We start from the raw sequence: 17,786 nt of genomic DNA, 5'->3' as shown, positions 1-17,786 counted from the left end.
CGCCCAGGCCGCTCGGACCGCGGCCGCGGGTGACGACGGCGCGCCCGCTGCGACCCGCGCCCTGGCCGGGGTCGCGTGGAGCGCCGGCATGGCCGCGACCTACGCGCAGGTCGTGACCCACCGCGCCGACGAGAACGCCGTGGCCAAGGACCTCGCGGACTTCGACCTCGCCGCGCAACGACGCCTGGCCCGGACCCGCCTGCTGGTGCGCGTCGGCCCGGCACTGGGTCTCATGGGCACTCTGATCCCGTTGGCGCCCGCGCTCGACGGTCTGGCTCGCGGCAACACCCGCGCCCTCACCGACAACCTCCAAGTCGCGTTCAGCATCACAGTGCTCGGCCTCCTGGTCGGTGCCGTCGCCTTCGGCCTGTCGCTGGTGCGGGAGAACATGTACGGGCAGGACTTCTCCGACCTCGAGTACGTCGTGTCGGTGCTGATCGACGACGTCGCAACCACGCCGGGAGACGGTCCCGCGGCCACGAAGGTCGAGGCGACCTCGTGAAGGTCTCGCGCCGCGCCCGTCGGTACAACGACGCCTCGGGCGACCCACTCGACGGCCTGGTCAACCTGTTCGACGTCGGCATCGTGCTGGCGGTCGGGTTCCTGCTCGCCGCGCTCGCCTCGCAAGGGCTCACCGGAGTGCTGTCCAGCGACGCGCAGTCCGGGCGCCCGCAGAACACCATCACGCTGCAACCCGGCGACGTCGTGCGGACCGCGCCACCGACGCCGCAACTCACAGCGGGCCAGGGCACGCCGGTCGGGCAGGTCTACCGGCTCGACGACGGGCAGCTGATCTACGTGCTACCCAGCGGGATCGCGACGTCGGTGGCACCCGAACCCACCGCGACACCCACACCCACCGGCTGACAACGCTGTGGACTACTGGACCCGGGCGTTCACCCAGGCGTGGGACCTCATCGTCTCCGGTCAGCTCAACGGCATCGTGTGGGTGACGCTCAAGGTCGCAGCGATCCCGACCGTGATCGCCGCGGCGATCGGACTGCCGATCGCGACGGCGCTGGGAGTGGGCCGGTTCCGCGGTCGCGGAGCGCTGCTCGCGGTTGCCAACGCCGGGCTGGGACTGCCACCGGTCATCATCGGGCTGCTGTTCGTGCTGCTGTCACTGCCGGCCAGCGGACCCCTGGGAACACTGCACATCCTGTTCACGCTGCGGGGTGTCTACATCGTGCAGACCGTGCTCGCCCTGCCGGTGATCGTCGCGCTGTCGGCGTCGGCGGTCCGCGCCCTGCCGACCGGGTTGCTCGATCAAGCGCGGGCGTTCGGTGCCGGTCGGGTCGCCGTGGCCCTGCTGGCCCTGCGCGAGGCGCGGGTCGGGATCCTCGCCGCGCTCATCGCCGCCGTGGGGTCTGCGTTGTCGGAGGTCGGCGCGGTCGTGCTGGCCGGCGGCAACATCGACGGCCTGGACCAGACGCTCGCCAGCGCTGCGCTCCAGCGGGTCGAAGCCGCACAGTTCGTCGATGCGCTCGCCATCGGCATCGTCCTGCTCGGTCTGATCCTCGTGGTCAGCGCCGTGCTCACCGCGGTGCAGCACGGCGGTGTCCGCCGCGAGCGGTGGAAGGAGCCCGCGTGAGCGCGGCCCTGTCGGCATCCGGCGTGCGGGTCCGGCGAGGCCGGCGCGACGTGGTCACCGGCGTCGACCTCCACGTCGAGGCCGGCGAGGTCGTCGCCGTGCTCGGCCCCAACGGCGCGGGCAAGAGCACGTTGCTCGCGGCCCTCGGCGGGACGCTGCCGGTCGCCGCCGGCACCCTCACCCGCAGCGGACGCGTCGCGACCGTGCTGCAGACGCCGGGGCTCGCACGGCGATCCGCCCGGGCCAACGTCGAACTCGCCCTGGCCTGGTGGGGTGTCCCGCGCGGCCAGCGGCGCGCGCGGGCCGAACTGGCGCTGCAGGCGATGCAGGCGGGCGACCTCACCCGGCGGGCCGCCACACGGTTGTCCGGCGGCGAGCAGCGGCGGATCCACCTGGCCCGGGCCGTCGCCGTCGCGGCCGACGTGACCCTGCTCGACGAACCGTTCGACGGCCTCGACCCCGCCACCCACGTGGCCCTGCGCGAGGACACGGTCGACGCACTGCGCGCGACGGGCAGCGCGGTGGTCGTCGTGCTCCACGACCGCGCCGATGCCTGGGCCGTCGCCGACCGGGTCGTCGTCCTCATCGACGGCACGGTGCGCGCCGACGCCGCCCCACGCGACCTGTTGCACGCGCCACCGAGCATCGAGGTCGCTCGCTTCCTCGGTTACGACGGCGAGTACGCAAGCCCCGACGGCCTGATTCTCACGCGCGCAGCCGGCGTGGCGGTCGACATCACCGGGAGCGTGCGCGGGACGGTCCTCCGCGTGATCCCCACCGAGGACCACGCCCGTGTCGCGGTGGACACCGGACGCGGCACCGTGTGGGCTCTCGACCCCGGCCAGCGATGCGCACCCGGTGACGAGGTCGCTCTCCGGATCGACCACGGTGTCAGCTTCGGCCGGACGTGAGCCAGCCCTCTGCCTGATCCGCAGTCGCTGTCAGTCGACGGCGGCGAAGTCCGTTCGGGTCGCCCGTCGGATCGAACGCGGCGACGTGCGTCGTCGGTCGACGCACGTCGCCGGTGTCGCTACTCGACGCCGATCATGACCTCCGTCGACTTGACCAGGGCGGTGACGGGGTGTCCGACCTCGAGTCCGAGGTCGGTGACGGCGTCCTTGGTGATGGATGCGGTGATGTGCTGGCCGCCGGGCAGTTCGACCTTGACGATCGCCATGACGGAGCCGAGGTCGATGGCGGCGACGGTGCCGCTGAGCTGGTTGCGGGTGGACAAGCGCATGTGGACTCCTGGGTTCGAGACGGCTGGCGTGACATTCGAGCGGGGACGGTAGCGACGTCCCACGCCGCGCGCGAACAGCACCGAACCCGCGTGAACCGAGACGAACCTCAGCCGCGTGTGCGGCGTGTCAGCCGACCGGTTCGCGCGTGGTTCAGGGGTGGGCGGCAACGCCGCGCACCCGCCACGTCCTCGGCGACCGGCGTCGACCGAGCGTCAGGTGAACGCCGTGTCCATTCCTCGCAGTCGAGTCACGACCCGTCGCCCGTGAGCCGGTGTGGTGACCAGCCAGCGGTCCGGTCAGGTCGATCGCTGACCTCCGCATCCTCCCGTACCCGACTGATGTAGCGCCTGGGGTGGTGACGGGCTACCCGTGGTGCTGGCTTCGGACCCGATGGTCGGCGGCCTTGCGTCTCGGTAGGAGATCTCCGCCCGCGGCCCGAAGTGGCTGACCCGGTCGTCCTCGCGGCGGCGGATCGGCCACCGCACCCGCGACGCCCGCGCGGAACGTATGGCGCGAGGACAACCAGCGGATCCGCAGGTGCGAGACGAGGAGCCAGTCGATCCGCGCGAGCCTGGCCGCGCGCCGACCCGCCACGACACCGCCACGGGCAGACAATGGCGGGCATGTCGGTGCCTGGATCCGCGCGATCTTCGTCATCTGCTCGAGCTGTCATCGCCGCGCGCTGCTGCTACGGGCTGATCGCTGCGGTCATCACGACCGCGTCGACCATCCAGCTCGTGCTGCTGTTCACCGGCGGCGCTGACGCCAACTCCGGTGACAGCAACGCGTCCCTGTCTGTTGGCACGCGGCTGGTCCACCTGTTCAGCTACTTCACCATCGACAGCAACATCATCGTGCTGGCCGTCAGCATCGGCCTCCTGGTCGATCCCGCCAGAGACGGCCGGCTCTGGCGAGTTGCGCACCTCGACGCCCTGCTCAGCATCGTGATCACGGGACTCGTCTTCGCCATCGTGCTGGCACCCCACGTCCACCTCACCGGAGCTGCGCTCGCCGCCACCATCGGGTTCCACTACATCAGTCCGTGGGCCACTCTCGTCACCTGGCTCGTCTTCGGGCCGCGTCCCGCGTTCACCTGGTCCACCGCCGCCTGGGCGTTCGTCTGGCCCGCGCTCTGGATCGCCTACACCTTCGCCCACGGCGCCGCGACCGAGTTCTACCCCTATCCCTTCCTCGACGCCGCCACGAAGGGCTACCCGCGAGCGCTGGCCGGGACCGCCGTCGTTCTCATCGTCGCCATCGCACTCGCGGTCACCCTGAAGCTCGGCAGCCGACTCCCCGCACAACTCCACCCTCGGGCCACGATCCGTGCCGAAGACCGGGGCCAGAGATCGTGACGACACCCGGTAGGGCGTGATGGGTCAGCGGTTCGCCACCCGCCGAGGGATCCGCCGAGCCTCACCGGCTCGGGAACGAGCAGGGTTTCGGTTCAGAGCGTGCCGATCCAGACCGCAGTCGTCACGCGAGGACGAGCTCGAACTCGTTGCCGTCGGGGTCGGTCAGCTCGACGCGGTCAGCGTCGGTCCGGCCAGTGCGGGCGGCGCCCAGACCGGTGAGCCGCTCGACCTCCGGACCCAGTTGCTGTTGCGGCACAGTGATCTCGAAGCGGTGGCGGTCATGTTCACGGCGGGGGGCAACGGGTGGTCCGCCCCACGCCACCTTGGTGCCGCCCGCCGGTGACTGCACGGCCGTCTCCTCGTCCTGGTCCCACACCAGTGGCCACTCCAGGGCGGCGGACCAGAACAACCCGACGCCCCGGGTGCCGTCGCATGCGAGCTCGCCCAGGAGTCCGCAGCCGGCGAGGAAGGAGTTTCCCCTTTCGATCACGCAGAACTCGTTGCCCTCCGGGTCGGCCAGCACCACGTGGCGCTCGCCGGGCTGCTGACCGACGTCGAGAGGGGTGGCGCCGAGGGCGAGCGCACGAGCGACGTTCTCGTCCTGGGTGGCGTGGTCGCTGGTGAGGTGCAGGTGCACCCGGTTCGGCCCGGACCTGGGCGACCGGGTTGCCACGAACCGCAGGGCGACCTGTGTGTCGGAGCCGGGCACGACCAGTCCCCGAGATCCGGCAGCGGCGGGCCGACCGAGCAACTCGGCCCAGAACGTCGCCAGCAGGTCGGGGTCACGCGCCTCGGTGGCGAGGGTCAAGCGGGAGGCCACGACCCCAACGCTATGCCAGCCCACCAAACGTGTGGAACTCCGCGTCGGTGAGCCCGACGCGCCCGGACACCGACCAGCGCCCGACCGACTCCAGGACGTCATCGGCCAGCTCGACGAACCAGGGCAGCCGCTCAACCGAGGCTCCACTGCTGCCGCAGACGACCAGTCGTCTCCGCACACGCTCGGGCGGCTCGGCGCGGCCGAACCCGCAGCAGAGGATCCCTTCCACACGCCGGCGCAGGATCCTGAGGCCGTCGCTCCCTCAGCATCGGTGGGTACTCGAGACGCGTCAATCCGCATCGATCGGGCCGACCCGGCGAAACGGCGACAGAGCGATACCAGCGGTCACAGCGGCCATGCCGGCGGTCGCCACCCACAGGGCCGGTCGGAAACCGATGGCGTCGGCCAGCACGCCGCCCAGAGGAGCGCCGATGACGACGACGCCGCGGTTCACCGAACGCATCGTGGTGTTCATCCGCGCCTGCAACCGATCGGGGGTGACCGTCTGGCGGTAGCCCATCGTGTTCGCGTTCTCGGCGCCGAGGGCGAGCCCGAACAGGAGTTGCCCGATCGCGACGACGGCTCCGCCCGTCACGCCGAGCGGAGCGAGTGCGACAACGGCGAACGCGACCACCGTCAGTGCCCAGCACCCGATCGTGACCGGGCCGACCCCGAAACGGGCACCCAACCGCGTCGCCAGTGTGCTGCCGGCCAAGGCGCCAATGCCTGCTGCGGCCAGAAGCAGGCCGAGACCGACAGCGTTGAGTCCCAGCTGACGCAGCACGAAGGGCGTCACGACGGTGTTGAACACGGCGACGAACAGGAACCAGGCGTGAGTCCAGACCGCGAAAGGCATGAGGGTGGGGTGGCGATAGACCCATCGCAGACCGTCGGTCAGTTCCCGGCGCAAATGACGTTCGGCGCGGCCAGGGACCTCCTCCGCGATCGGCGTTCGCGCGACCAAGAGTGCTGACACGACGTAGGAGAACGCGTCGACGAGAACCGCGACCGGGGCGGTGAGCGCTGCGACGAACGTGCCGCCCAATGCTGGCCCAGCGGTCTGGGCCACCGCATCGCTCTGGTCCAGGCGCGCGTTCGCTGCGGTGATCAGCCGCCGTGGCACTGTTCGAGGCAGAAAGGACTGGGAGGCCGAGTCGTGTACCAGCGTCAACGCACCGAACACGACCATCAGCGCCAGCAGCGCGGGCAGGTTGAACGCCCCGATCCACGACATGACCGGGATTGCAACGAGCACGACGGCTGAGCAGGCGTCGCTGGCCGCCAACAGTGGCCGTCGGCGACATCGGTCGACCAGGACGCCCGCAGCAAGGCCGAACAGCAAGTAGGGCAACCACCGCGCCGAGCTGACCAGCCCGACCTGCGCGGCCGATCCCCCGAGGTCGACGACAACGAGAACCTGTACCGCGACGACCGTCACGTAGGAGCCGAGACCCGACAGCGTCGAGGCGAGCCAGAAGTCCCGGAACGATCGCACAGACAACGGCCCGGCCCGTGGAGATCGGGCGTCGGCCACCGCGACAGTCAATCAGTCCGCACACGACGACGTGATCGCCCGGCTCGACTGCTCACAGCCGAGAGGCTCGACCCGCACAGTGCGCGGTGCGGTCCGAGCGGCGCACAACTTCACCTGGAGACGCATGCATCGTGGCACGGCCGCCTGCTGCCCAAAGCCCCTGGTGTGGGAAGGAAGGTGTCGGAGGACTGGCTGGTAAAGCTGGGTTCGAACACCTCAGCAGGGTGGAGTTCGAGGTCCCCGCCCCGCACCTCACCGACGATGACCGCCGGTGCCACGCTCGTCATCGCTGTGTTGGCGGCGAAGGCACGCGGTCCGCTGACGGTCCTGAGTGGCAGCTGCGGTGCGAGAGGACAGTCAGGCCGTCCGCCGGCCGGGATCGCGCGTTGATGGCGTCGATGTCGGTGAGGCTGCGCACGAGGTACCAGTCCCTGGCGCCAGCCGCACGGTTCCGACGAACCAGCTTCGCTGCGCGCCCATCGACCGTAGACGTCGCAGATCGCGGCAGACCGCCCCTTCCGTCCGCCACCGAGGGCGCTGACGACGCCGGCACCGCAGTAGCGGATCGTCTACCGCCGCGCCTCGCCGGAGTTCCCGGTGCTCAGAGACCGACTGACGGTTGTCACGGCTTCGGCTAGGGGGTGGGCTCGTCTACCCCGCCGATCCCGGCGAGTTCGATCGGCTGAGCCCCCGCTTGACGCCGCAGGACGTCACCAACCCGACGACGAGCGGATTCACGGTCACGGCCCTCCCCAGTCAGCGCACTGCAAGCGCATCTCACGACGCTTCGAACAAGACTCGATCTCTGAAATCGGTCGACGACGAAGTTCGTGCAGCTCGCATCGGGTCTTTCCTCACGCCATCGGGGCGCGGGCGTCGTCGGAGCTCTCCGTCACGGATCGGGTATCGGTGGGGACAGGGATCGAACATTCTGGCGCAAGGCGCTGACGGGCTACAGCATCTTCGGCGTCCGGTTCTGTTGCAGCTCGACGCCCTGGGGCGACACCGGCGTGTACAGGTTGACCGGCGAACCTTCCGGGTCACGCAGGATGACCGACCGGTTGCCCCACGGCATCGTGGTCGGTGCCTGGACGATGTCCAGGTCCTCGCCCAGGTTCTCGCTGAGCTTCGCGAACAAGGCGTCGACGTCCTGCACCAGGAACTCGAAGAACGCCGTGTTGTTGCTCGCCGCGCGAGGGGTGTTCGTGGTGATGAACGCGACGCGCTCGGGCGTGCTCAACGCGAACGTCGCCGACGGGGTCACCACCTCGACGAAGTCGTCGGTGATGTACCTCGCCGTGACACCGGTGATCGTCTCGTAGAAGTGCACGAGTCGAGGCAGGTCGTTGGTGATCAGTCGGACGGAGGCGAGCTGAACAGTGTTGGTCGTCATGAGTCGGACGGTAGGGACGATAGGGGACACGGCGAGTCCGGTATCGCGGGCAGAATCGCTGCTGTGGTGCAGTCGACAGCGCGGGTGATGGCACTGCTGGAGATCCTGCAGTCGGGCGGTACCCGGACGGTCGCGGAGCTCGCCACCCGGCTCGAGGTCGACAAGAGGACGGTGCGTCGTTACGTCGAGAACCTCCGTGAGCTCGACATCCCCGTGGACTCGGTACGCGGTCGCTACGGGGGTTACCGGCTCGCGCGGCACTTCCGGATGCCTCCGCTCATGCTCACCGACGAGGAGGCCCTCGCGGTCGTCTGGGCCCTCCTCGCGGCGCGCGCGTCCGGTTCGAGTCCCGCCTCGCCGACCGCGGTGGACGCCGCACTCGGCAAGCTGCGCCGTGTCCTTCCGAATGCACTCGCAGGGCGGATCGACGCCGTCCTGGAAACGACGGAGTTCACCAGCGCTGTGCACGGGTCGAAGGCCAGGGCCGCCGACGTGGAGCAGGATGCCGCGGCACTGGTGCTGGAGCTCGCCGAAGCGGCGCGGGACCTCCAGGTCGTCACGTTCGACTACACCACCGGTCGCGGGCAACAAGAGCGGCGGGAGGTGCATCCCCACGGCGTCGTCGCCCACGAGGGGCGGCTGTACCTCGCCGCCCACGACGTCGCGAGAGCTGCGGCGCGTACGTTCCGGCTGGATCGCATGGCGAACCTGGCCCGGACCGGTGGAACGTTCGATCCGCCGACGACACCGCAGAGCACGGTCCGGCGGGTCACGGGGCCGCTGCCGCCGGACCCCACCCGCCACGACGTGTCGTTCCTGGTGCAGGCCGACCCCGCGGACGTCCGACAGTTCTTCCCGGAGCTGCTGGCTTCCGTTGATCCCGTCGCCACATCCGACGTCGACGACACGTGGGTGCGCGTCGTGGTCCGCGCCGAACGCCTCGACTGGGTCGCGCAGCGTCTGGCAGCCGTCGACCGGCCGTTCCACGTCGAACGTCCCCCGGAACTCCGCGACGTGCTCGGAGGTCTCGCCCACCGGCTCCTGGGCGCGGCCTCGACGTCCGACGCGACTGACGACGAACGTGGCTTGGGCTGACACGACCGCGTCGCCGATTCCCTGCGTCGTGTCGTCGCGGAGCCGAGCGGCGTCTACCGATCGCGCAGGCCGGCGACGGCAACTGCTCGGCGGCGTGGACCGCCGGGAGACTGTCGCCGCACTCCACCGCGCTGGTCATGACCACGTGAGTACTCGAGGGAACCGGTACAGCGCCGAGCAGGTCGAGGACGCGTTGTTGGATGGCCTGCGTACAGATCGCCATGGGGTCGGCAGCACCGAGCAACTCGTCATGACGACGACCCCGGGCCCGGCCGAGGCAACCGCCACCAACGAACGTCCGCTGCCCACAGCCGAACGGTGCCACCGCAGGGTTGAGAGCGTCCCGTGTCGCCCGACGGTCGACCCGATGGTGCGCCGCGAACTCGTGGACCGTTCGACCATGTGCGGTGAGCATGACGGTGGGCGAGAATCGGCGCATGGGCCGCGACTGGTGCTGGCAGCTGTCGCCGTCGTCGTTGCGGTGTTGGCGATCGTCGTCTACGTACAGGCTCGACCGCGCCCTCTCGACAATCCGGGCGGTCCGGCCCACTACGGACGGAGCCATGCGGTGTCGGGGGCCTCGACGTCGCCCTAGGCCACGGCATGAGCGGGGACACGAGTGCTCGGTTGGATCGCAGGACAGGACGCGCGACGATCAGGTTCCCGGTAGGTCTCGAGCCGCGTCAGGCTGCGTCCTCGGGAGGGGACGGCGGGGCTCGCGAACGCCGGCGGGACCGGCACGCGCGGCCCACGTGACCACCACCGTGTGCCAGGCGGACACGGGGGTTCCGGCCGGCGGGTCTTGACCGGTCACCACCACGGGCCGCTGCCAGGTCAGGGCGACCAGCGGTGGACCGTCTGGATCGCGCTGCGCCAGCGTGACTCCGTGTCCGTGCGCGAAGAGGCGAGCGTCGTCGACGACCATCCCGAGCACGTCGGGCACGACGACGAGGTCACCTGGGAGCACGTGCTCGCCGCTCACCACGCGATCGTCGCACGGCGGTTCCAGCCGATCGCAAGGCTCGGGTCGGCTGCACGGTGTGGGTCATCCGTCCCGACCCCCGTCGCCGTCCACGACCCTCAACCTGCGGGTGGGCGGCGTTCTGCGCTGCAGGATCCGACGTTGTTCGTCGAGCAGGTGCAGCGCGGCGCGGGTCAGCTGTCGTAGCAGGGGGTGCACCAGCGGGTCGGGAGGAGCTCCGTCGATGTGCCGGACGGCGAGGACGCCGATGCCGATGCGTTCGTGGCCGACCAGGACGGCGGTGGTGACGACGTCGCCGGTCGGCAGGAGCGCGGCCGCGACGGTGGCGGTGTCATCGGTGTCGAGGCACGCGTTGCCCAGCTGCGTGACGAGCGAGGTGGTCTCGTCGTCGGTCTGCGCGAGCACGAGCGGTCCCTGGCTGGGCCACAGCAGCAGGGTGGCGCCGTGCGCTCCGACGTGGAGGGTGGCGCAGTCGACGATCTCCTGGAAGGCGGTGTCGATGCCGTCCGATGCTCGGAAGCTCGCATCGACGCCGTACAGAGCCAGGGACCGCTGACGACGACCGTCGAGGTCGTGATCGGGTCGGAAGAGCGAGGTGTCCATGACGACTCCGTCAGCAGCGCAGAGGGGGGCGGTCCGGGGAGCTGGCGACCTGTCTTCGCGAGGACGTCGCCGCCGGTTCCGCGCCGCCGCGAACTGCTGGCGCGTTCCCGGCACACCCGCCCAAACCGCACCGGGGTCCGGAATGGCCGGGCTCGACGCAGGTGCGCGGTCTCCGACACGCGACGCCGGTTGTGGGTAGGCCGAGGTTGAGGCCGAAACCAGTGCCTGGTCCTACCAGGGAGTCGTCATGAAGGCAGTCACGTGGCAGGGCAAACGCAAGGTCTCGGTGGACGAGGTACCCGACCCTCGTGTCGAGCAGCCGACCGACGCGATCATCAAGGTGACGAGCACCAACATCTGCGGATCGGATCTGCACCTGTACGAAACGCTCGGTGCGTTCATGAACGCCGGGGACATCCTCGGCCACGAACCGATGGGCATCGTCGAGGAGGTCGGCCCCGAGACCGGCGATCTCCGTGTCGGTGACCGCGTCGTCATCCCGTTCCAGATCTCCTGCGGGCACTGCTTCATGTGCCAGCAGACGCTGTACACCCAGTGCGAGACCACGCAGGTGAGGGACCAGGGCATGGGTGCCGCACTGTTCGGGTTCTCCGAGCTCTACGGCGAGGTCCCCGGCGGGCAGGCGGAGTACCTCCGCGTCCCGCAGGCGCAGTTCACCCACATCAAGGTGCCCGAGGGCCCGGCCGACGACCGGTTCGTCTACCTGTCCGACGTGCTGCCCACGGCGTGGCAATCGGTGCAGTACGCGGCCGTTCCGGACGGCGGCTCGGTCACCGTGCTCGGACTCGGCCCCATCGGTGACATGGCGACGCGCATCGCCCAGTACCAGGGCAAGCGGGTCATCGCCGTGGACCTCGTTCCCGAGCGACTCGAGCGCGCCCGGAGCCGTGGGGTCGAGGTGTACGACCTGTCGGAACACGGCGACGACCTCGGCGACGTCATCCGCGACGCCACCGACGGTCGCGGGACCGACAGCGTGATCGACGCGGTCGGGATGGAGGCGCACGGTTCACCCGTGGCGCACGCGATGTTGCAGGCGACCTCGCTGCTGCCGGACGCGCTCGGCGCACCGATGGCCAAGGCCGCCGGGGTCGACCAGTTGGCCGCCGTCAACTCCGCGATCGACATCGTGCGGCGCGGTGGCACGGTCTCGTTGATCGGCGTCTACGCCGGAGGTGCCGACCCACTTCCGCTGAACATCATGTTCGACAAGCAGATCCAGTTCCGGATGGGTCAGGCCAACGTCAAGAAGTGGGCGCCGGACATCCTGCCGCTGCTCGGTGACGACGACCCGCTCGGCGTGGACAGTTTCGCCACCCACCACCTCTCGCTCGACGAGGCGCCGCACGCCTACGACATCTTCCAGAAGAAGGAGGACGGGGCGATCAAGATCGTCCTGAACCCGTGAGACCGTGAGGTCCGGCCGGGGACTCCCCCGGCCGGAGGTCAGTGGTGCCAGTCGGCGTGGCCGGTCGCGACATGTGCCGCCGCCGCGGCGACGACACCGACGAGTCCGGCCGCGAGACCGAGCGCCCACGCGGCGGAGGCGACCCGGACCAGGACGCCTCCCCCGGCGGCACCGGCGAGCATCGCCGTCACCGCCACGAGGCGGCGGGCGACGACCCGGTACTGACCGTGGCGGATGTCAGCGGCGATGCCGGTGAGCGTCATGGTCAGCACGGTCGTCGTCAGGTCAGGGACGGCGAGGGACCGCACGGCGGCGTTCTGCAGACCCAGCGCCGCCGCGGCGAGCCCGACCGCGAGATCCTGCGCGAGCGGCCCGAACGGTGCGTGAGCCACACCCAGGACGACGGTGGCTGCTCCCAGCAACAGGAACTCGACGGCGACGGCGTCACGCAGCAGCCGACCGTGATGACGGGACGGGCGTGACACGAACGCGCCGCCCGTGCCGGCTCCGCACAGGAACGCCCCGAGGGCGACGAGCGAAGCCTGCAGGGAGAAGCCCGGCGCGTGGGCCAGGGCGAACCCGATGAACACGACGTTGCCGGTCATGTTGGCCACGAACACGCGTCCGAGGGCGAGGATGCTCACCGCGTCGACCAGCCCGGTCGACACCGTCAACAGCACCAGCAGCAGCGGCAGCGGCCCGTGCCGGGGGTGCGCGACGTAGTCCGCCCACCAGGCACGGGTTCCTTCGACCTGTTCGACCACCCCTCCACCGTGGCCGCGACCCGTTATCGTGTTCAACACACATCACAGACCACGGCCATGCATGGGAGTGATGACACGGAACTGCGCCATCTCGAGCACTTCCTCGCCGTCGCCGAGGAACGCAACTTCACGCGCGCCGCCACGCGGCTGCACATCGTGCAGTCGGCCCTGTCGGTGTCGATCCGTGCGTTGGAGCGCGACCTCGGAGCCCGGCTGTTCGATCGCGACACCCACCGGGTGGACCTGACCGACGCAGGAACGGCACTCGTCCCGGAGGCCCGCCGGGTTCTCACTGGTGTCGGCGGTGCGCGTGACGCGGTCGCCGCGGTCAGCGGCGGGCTGCGCGGCACCGTCCGCATCGGGATCATGCGGTCCCTGGCGCTGGTGGACCTCGCCGCGATCTTCACGGCGTTCCGGTCGGCGCGCCCGGGCGTGCACCTCGAGCTCCACGCCGCCGCCGGGGGATCCGCCGAACTGGTCGAGAAGGTCGGACAGGGCCGGCTCGACGTCGCGTTCGCCGCGCCCCTCCGCCCGCTGCCGCCCGGGTTGACCGCCCACCCGCTCGCCGCCGAACCGATGCTGCTGGCGAGCCCTCGTGGGCACCGCTTCACGGTCCCGACGACGGTCCGGCTGAAGGAACTCGCCGGTCTGCCCTTCATCGACTTCCCACCGGGCTGGGGCACCCGTGCCGCGACCGACCTGGTCTTCGCCGCGGCCGGGCTGCACCGGGAGATCGCGGTCGAGGTGGCGGACACCCCCACCGTGCTGCACCTGGTGGACGCCGGGTTCGGTCACGCGTTCGTCCCGCCGTCGACCGTGCCGGCCGCGAGACGCCGGCGCCTGCGTCACGTCACGCCGTCGCCGGTGTTCACGGTCTCCCTGCTCACGCCCGTCGACGGCCTCGGCGCGGCTGCCCACGCGTTGGTCGACTCCGTCCTCACCCGTCACCCCGGCTGAGACGGATCGCCCGTGGCGACGGTCGTCTCCCCTCAGCCGCTGCTGTCGGACGCGGTGCGGGGAATCGCCATCCACTGCGCCCAGGTCAGGTCGCGGCCCACGTAGCGGGGTGCCTGCAGCGGCCACGCGGTGGCGATCCAGGTCGGCACGAACTCGTCGAGCGCCCGCTCGACGGGCGAGCCGACCGCCTCGTCGCGTACCCACCAGGAGATGTCGGCGTCGGCTCCGGGTTTGTCGGTCGGGTCGATGTACACGCACCCGACGAGTTCGGTCTCGTCGGCGTCGAAGACGGCGTAGTTGAACGACTCGTGGGCCAGGGCCTCGTCATGGTGGTGCTGGAGGTCCTCGCGGTCCTGCTCGGCGGTCATCGTGGCCGGCGGCCAGCCCCACGCCTCGCCGTAGACGGACCACAGCCGTTGTCGCGAACCCATGACGGCGGGCAGGTCGAGCGGGGTGTCGTCGGGGTGGATGGGCCGCAGGTGGTGCCCGGTCGGCAGTGCGACGCGGCGCGGGTGGTCCCACTCGGCGGGTAGCCAGGTCTCGGGTGTCATGACGGGTCTCTCCTCCGTGAACAGGAACCTCAGCCTGACCCGAGTCGCTTGTGTCCTGCTTGCCTTCCGTTCCGTCCGTGGTCCGGGCGGCCCGGAGGCACCGCCCTCACGGGTACAGCAGGCGGCGCAGGAACAGGCCGGCCCGTTGGTCCTGCGCCATCGCGACACCGCGAGCCACCTCCGCCTCGACCACGTGCCTCGGGTGTCCCGTGGCGCGCAGGACGTCGGCGCGCACCCGGTGGAGCGCGGCGTCGTAGCCGTGCGCGCCGGACGTCGCGGCCTCGGTGAGGGCGGCATCGAGGCGTTCGAGCGCGTCGTCGTACCGTCCGACCCATGTGAGCACCTCGGCGTACATGCCGAGGAAGTGCGGCCGGTACAGGAGCGCCTCGTGCTCGGCGACCTCCGACATCGCGGCGTCGGCGAGCGCGGCGCCACGGCGGGGATCGACGGTCGCCTCCGCCCACGCCGCCGGCATGACCATGTAGGGCCGCATCATCTCCATGCCGTTTGCCGTGATGCTGTGGTCGACGACGCTCGCCGCGTCGCGCGCCGCGACCGCGTCGCCCCGCCACACCCGCGTGAACAACCACATCCCGTCCACGTAGCTCGACCCGACCGGGTCACCGGTCTCCGCCGCGGCGCGGCGCGCGGCGGCGAAGCCCGGGGCCGACTCGTTGTCGTCGCCCAGCACCGTGTCACAGACCGCGGTGAACAGCGGGCTGGCCACACGGGGATCGGGGAGGAACACCAGCGCCGGGATGTCGACACCGTGCAGCAGCGGGCCCGCGGCGGCGAACGAGTCGCGGGCGTCGGGGTACCGGCCCTGCTGGATGAGCATGTTGCCGTGCGTGAGGTGCGCGGCGATGCCCAGGAGAGGGTCGCCGCCGGACTCGGCCAACTCGGCCATCTTCCGACTGACGGCATCCGCCTCCAGCAGTCGGTTGCGCCCGTGCAGGTCGGCCCACCAGGCGTGCAACTGGGTGACGACATCGCGCGCAGAGGTGCGGTGGTCGACGTCGACCGCTCCGTCGGCCCACCGGCCGAACGACGAGTGCGCCCCCTCGAACATCGTGTGGAAGGAACGCAGTCGCGACGTCGCGGCAGCCCGGAGCGCACCAGCGCGGGTCCCGGCCAACCGGTCGGCGACCTCGACCGCCTGCTCCAGGAGTGCGCGGCACTCGCTCCAGGCTCGTCGGGCGAAGGCCTCGTCGTTGGCGAGCAGGTAGAACTCGACGGCGCGAGCGAGATCGTCCTCGCCGCCAGCCTGTTCGAAGTGGTGGGCGACGGCCTGGGCGGGCGTGCGAGCGTGACCGACCTCGGCGCGTCGGTCGACCAGGCAGTCCGCCACGCGCCGGTGCAGTCGGGCCCGGCGCGCCGGCCCGGTCTCGTCGAGCAGGGTCTCCTGCAACAGGGCGTGGGTGAACCGGTGCTGGTCCGCCGAACCGGGCTCGGACCGCAGCAACCCGAGACTGGTCGCGCGGTCGACCGCTTCGTCGACATCGTCCTCGGAGGCGCCGGTCAGTGCCGCCAGCAGGTCGAGGTCGAAGGTGCGGCCGACGACGGCAGCAGCCCGGAGCAGGATCTTGTCGTCCTCGGACAACCGTTGCACCCGGCGTCGGATGACCCCACGGATGGTGTCGGGGATGCCCTCGGTGAGCGCGGTGTCGGCGCCGCTGCTGAGTACCAGGCGGACGATCTCCCCGATGAAGAAGGGGTTCCCGCCCGTCCGGGTGTGCAGAGCAGTCGCCGTCGGCTCGTCCACCTGTTCCCCGACGCGCTCGGCGAGCAGCGTGCGGACGTCAGCCGGGGTCAACGGCGGGAGGTCGATGCGCCGGACCCTCGTCAGACGTGCGAGCGAGGCCAGGACGTCGAGATCGGGGTGCGCCTTCTCGTGTCCCGGCGAACGGACGGTCACCAGCACCGCGACCGGGGTGCCACGCAGGTGCGTCGCCACGTACTCGGTCAACCGTCGCGACGCCGGGTCCGCCCACTGCAGGTCGTCGACGACGATCACCACCGGGCGGTCCCGAGCGGCGGCCTGCAGGAACACCACGACGGCGTCGAAGGTGCTGACCTCGGCGGCGTCCACCGAACCGATCGTCGGCGCCCCGAGGTCCGGTCCCGACGGGGACAACTCGGGGACCACCGTGGCGACGGCTGCGGCTCGCCCGGTCATCGCGTCGGCGAGGACGTCGTCGGGCATGCGGGTGGCGAGCTCGCGCAGCACCTGCCGCCACGGCCAGAGGGCCGGCGCGCCCTCGTGCTGCCAGCACCGGCCCCAGGCGACGACGTGCCCGCGTGCGCGGGCGATCCGGCTCAGCTCCTCGGCCAAGCGGCTCTTGCCCATGCCCGCCTCACCGACGAGCGCCACGAACTCGGTCGCCCCCGTAGCGACGCGGGAGAGGGTGGCCGAGAGGCCACCCACCTCGGCGCTTCGGCCCACCAGACGTTCGGCGTCGAGCGCGGTCGGTTCCCGCACGGTGTCGGCGGCGACGGGTGCGACCGAGGCGGGCACGGCGAGGTCCAGGGCGGGGTCCTGCCGCAGGATGCGCGCCTGGAGCTGTTGCAGCTGCACGTCGGGGTCGAGCCCGAGGTGCTCGGCCAGCAGCGACCGGCCCTCGTCGAAGACCCGCAACGCGTCGGCCGGTCGCCCGGAGCGGTAGAGCGCGAGCATCAACGCGGCGCGCAACGGTTCGCGGAGCGGCTCGGCGACGATCAGCGGTGGCAGGGTCTGCACGACCTGGAGGTGGCGACCGAGCTCGAGATCGAGCTCCGTGGCCAGTTCGTGGGCGATGAGGCGGAGCTCGTGCAACCGGGTGGCCTCGAGCGTCGTGAAGCCCGCGGTGAAGTCGGCGTACGCCTCGCCCCGCCACAGGGTGAGGGCTTCGCCGACCAGCGCACGGGCGGAGGCCGGGTCACCGTCGTCGCGTCGGTGACCTGCGCGTTCCAGCAACACCTCGAACCGTCGCGCGTCCACGTCGTCGTCGCCGACGTCGAGCGCGTAACCCCGCGGACTCGTGGAGACCAGAGCGGGCGAGGACGCGGAGGCGGTGCCGAGCGTGACCCGCAGCCGTGAGACGTAGGTCTGCAGCGTCGCCCGTGCCGCATCGGACGGATGGCCGTCCCACACGCGGTCCAGCAGCGTCTCCACCGGGACCACGCGCCCGACGTCGACCAGCAGCGCCGCCAGCAGCAACCGGCGGCGCAACGGGCCGGTCTCGACGAGTCGTTCGCCGTCCCAGACCTCGGTCGGCCCCAGCACGGCGAACTTCACGACGACCTCCGCAGCGGTGTGCAGTCCGCGCACGGTACCCGGACTCGGCACCGGGCAGGGGTCCTCCGCGGTCTGCGCCAGCCGCGCCCAGCGGTGCAGCACCCGACTGCCAGCGCGTGAACCGAGCGGTCTGTCCGGGTTCGTCCCGGACTTGAACGCGCGTGTAAGTGGCGTGCAAGTGACGTGCAAGACGCCTG

At 71.0% G+C, this 17,786-nt stretch carries 17 protein-coding genes; 8 read left to right on the top strand and 9 right to left on the bottom strand.

Going from position 1 to position 17,786, the window contains the following annotated elements; all coding sequences use genetic code 11:
- The 4 genes from ACXR2U_RS18720 to ACXR2U_RS18705 form a co-directional block, all read left to right on the top strand.
- Positions 1-502: MotA/TolQ/ExbB proton channel family protein (locus ACXR2U_RS18720; RefSeq protein ID WP_458826593.1), on the top strand; the 502-nt coding region annotated here is incomplete at its 5' end.
- A complete protein-coding gene (locus ACXR2U_RS18715) occupies positions 499-867 on the top strand; it encodes a DUF2149 domain-containing protein (RefSeq protein WP_458826592.1) in 369 nt (122 codons plus the stop codon). The genes ACXR2U_RS18720 and ACXR2U_RS18715, both read left to right, overlap by 4 nt.
- A 7-nt stretch (positions 868-874) precedes the next feature.
- A complete protein-coding gene (locus ACXR2U_RS18710; protein ID WP_458826591.1) occupies positions 875-1,591 on the top strand; it encodes an ABC transporter permease in 717 nt (238 codons plus the stop codon).
- Positions 1,588-2,502, top strand: a complete 915-nt coding sequence (locus ACXR2U_RS18705; RefSeq protein WP_458826590.1) for an ATP-binding cassette domain-containing protein — start codon at positions 1,588-1,590, stop codon at positions 2,500-2,502. Before ACXR2U_RS18710 ends, ACXR2U_RS18705 begins: the two co-directional genes overlap by 4 nt.
- A gap of 119 nt (positions 2,503-2,621) precedes the next feature.
- Here the strand turns inward: ACXR2U_RS18705 and ACXR2U_RS18700 are convergent, their stop codons facing one another.
- Positions 2,622-2,831 carry a TOBE domain-containing protein gene (locus ACXR2U_RS18700; RefSeq protein WP_458826589.1) on the bottom strand — a complete coding sequence of 70 codons (210 nt, stop codon included), beginning with the start codon at positions 2,829-2,831 and terminating at the stop codon, positions 2,622-2,624.
- Positions 2,832-3,455: 624 nt separating this feature from the next.
- Here ACXR2U_RS18700 and ACXR2U_RS18695 point away from each other — a divergent pair.
- On the top strand, positions 3,456-4,187 hold the full coding sequence (locus ACXR2U_RS18695; protein ID WP_458826588.1) for a Pr6Pr family membrane protein: 732 nt from the start codon (positions 3,456-3,458) through the stop codon (positions 4,185-4,187).
- Between the two features lie 121 nt (positions 4,188-4,308).
- On the opposite strand, the gene ACXR2U_RS18690 is transcribed toward ACXR2U_RS18695, so the two are convergent.
- The 3 genes from ACXR2U_RS18690 to ACXR2U_RS18680 form a co-directional block, all read right to left on the bottom strand.
- Positions 4,309-5,007 carry a VOC family protein gene (locus tag ACXR2U_RS18690; RefSeq protein ID WP_458826587.1) on the bottom strand — a complete coding sequence of 233 codons (699 nt, stop codon included), beginning with the start codon at positions 5,005-5,007 and terminating at the stop codon, positions 4,309-4,311.
- 289 nt (positions 5,008-5,296) lie between these two features.
- Complete coding sequence (locus ACXR2U_RS18685; protein WP_458826586.1) at positions 5,297-6,541, bottom strand: MFS transporter; 1,245 nt, start codon at positions 6,539-6,541, stop codon at positions 5,297-5,299.
- Positions 6,542-7,493: 952 nt separating this feature from the next.
- Entirely contained in the window at positions 7,494-7,934 is a 441-nt protein-coding gene (locus ACXR2U_RS18680) for a VOC family protein (protein ID WP_458826585.1), read from the bottom strand.
- 63 nt (positions 7,935-7,997) lie between these two features.
- On the opposite strand from ACXR2U_RS18680, the gene ACXR2U_RS18675 reads away from it, so the two are divergent.
- Positions 7,998-9,029, top strand: coding sequence for a helix-turn-helix transcriptional regulator (locus ACXR2U_RS18675; protein WP_458826584.1), 1,032 nt, complete (start codon positions 7,998-8,000; stop codon positions 9,027-9,029).
- A gap of 655 nt (positions 9,030-9,684) precedes the next feature.
- On the opposite strand, the gene ACXR2U_RS18670 is transcribed toward ACXR2U_RS18675, so the two are convergent.
- Both ACXR2U_RS18670 and ACXR2U_RS18665 read right to left on the bottom strand, forming a co-directional pair.
- The gene (locus ACXR2U_RS18670) at positions 9,685-9,972 is read right to left on the bottom strand and encodes a PASTA domain-containing protein (protein ID WP_458826583.1); all 288 of its coding nucleotides are present in this window, start codon (positions 9,970-9,972) and stop codon (positions 9,685-9,687) included.
- A 102-nt stretch (positions 9,973-10,074) separates the two neighbouring features.
- Entirely contained in the window at positions 10,075-10,614 is a 540-nt protein-coding gene (locus ACXR2U_RS18665; protein WP_458826582.1) for a hypothetical protein, read from the bottom strand.
- Between the two features lie 247 nt (positions 10,615-10,861).
- On the opposite strand from ACXR2U_RS18665, the gene ACXR2U_RS18660 reads away from it, so the two are divergent.
- Positions 10,862-12,043 (top strand): zinc-dependent alcohol dehydrogenase, encoded by a 1,182-nt coding sequence (locus tag ACXR2U_RS18660; protein WP_458826581.1) that lies wholly within the window; start codon positions 10,862-10,864, stop codon positions 12,041-12,043.
- Between the two features lie 38 nt (positions 12,044-12,081).
- Here ACXR2U_RS18660 and ACXR2U_RS18655 read toward each other — a convergent pair whose 3' ends face one another.
- Positions 12,082-12,807, bottom strand: a complete 726-nt coding sequence (locus ACXR2U_RS18655) for a YoaK family protein (RefSeq protein WP_458826580.1) — start codon at positions 12,805-12,807, stop codon at positions 12,082-12,084.
- A 57-nt stretch (positions 12,808-12,864) separates the two neighbouring features.
- Between ACXR2U_RS18655 and ACXR2U_RS18650 the strand changes: the two genes are divergently transcribed.
- Positions 12,865-13,764: a LysR family transcriptional regulator gene (locus ACXR2U_RS18650; protein WP_458826579.1), complete on the top strand. Its 900-nt coding sequence runs from the start codon at positions 12,865-12,867 to the stop codon at positions 13,762-13,764.
- A gap of 32 nt (positions 13,765-13,796) precedes the next feature.
- On the opposite strand, the gene ACXR2U_RS18645 is transcribed toward ACXR2U_RS18650, so the two are convergent.
- A complete protein-coding gene (locus tag ACXR2U_RS18645) occupies positions 13,797-14,315 on the bottom strand; it encodes a GNAT family N-acetyltransferase (RefSeq protein ID WP_458826578.1) in 519 nt (172 codons plus the stop codon).
- A gap of 106 nt (positions 14,316-14,421) precedes the next feature.
- A complete protein-coding gene (locus ACXR2U_RS18640; protein WP_458826577.1) occupies positions 14,422-17,640 on the bottom strand; it encodes a BTAD domain-containing putative transcriptional regulator in 3,219 nt (1,072 codons plus the stop codon).
- Positions 17,641-17,786: the final 146 nt, after the last annotated feature.

This window comes from Jatrophihabitans sp. YIM 134969 (genome assembly GCF_054456675.1).
The sequence above is the reverse complement of the archived record's forward strand: the minus strand, read 5'-3'. Positions and strand labels throughout refer to the sequence as shown.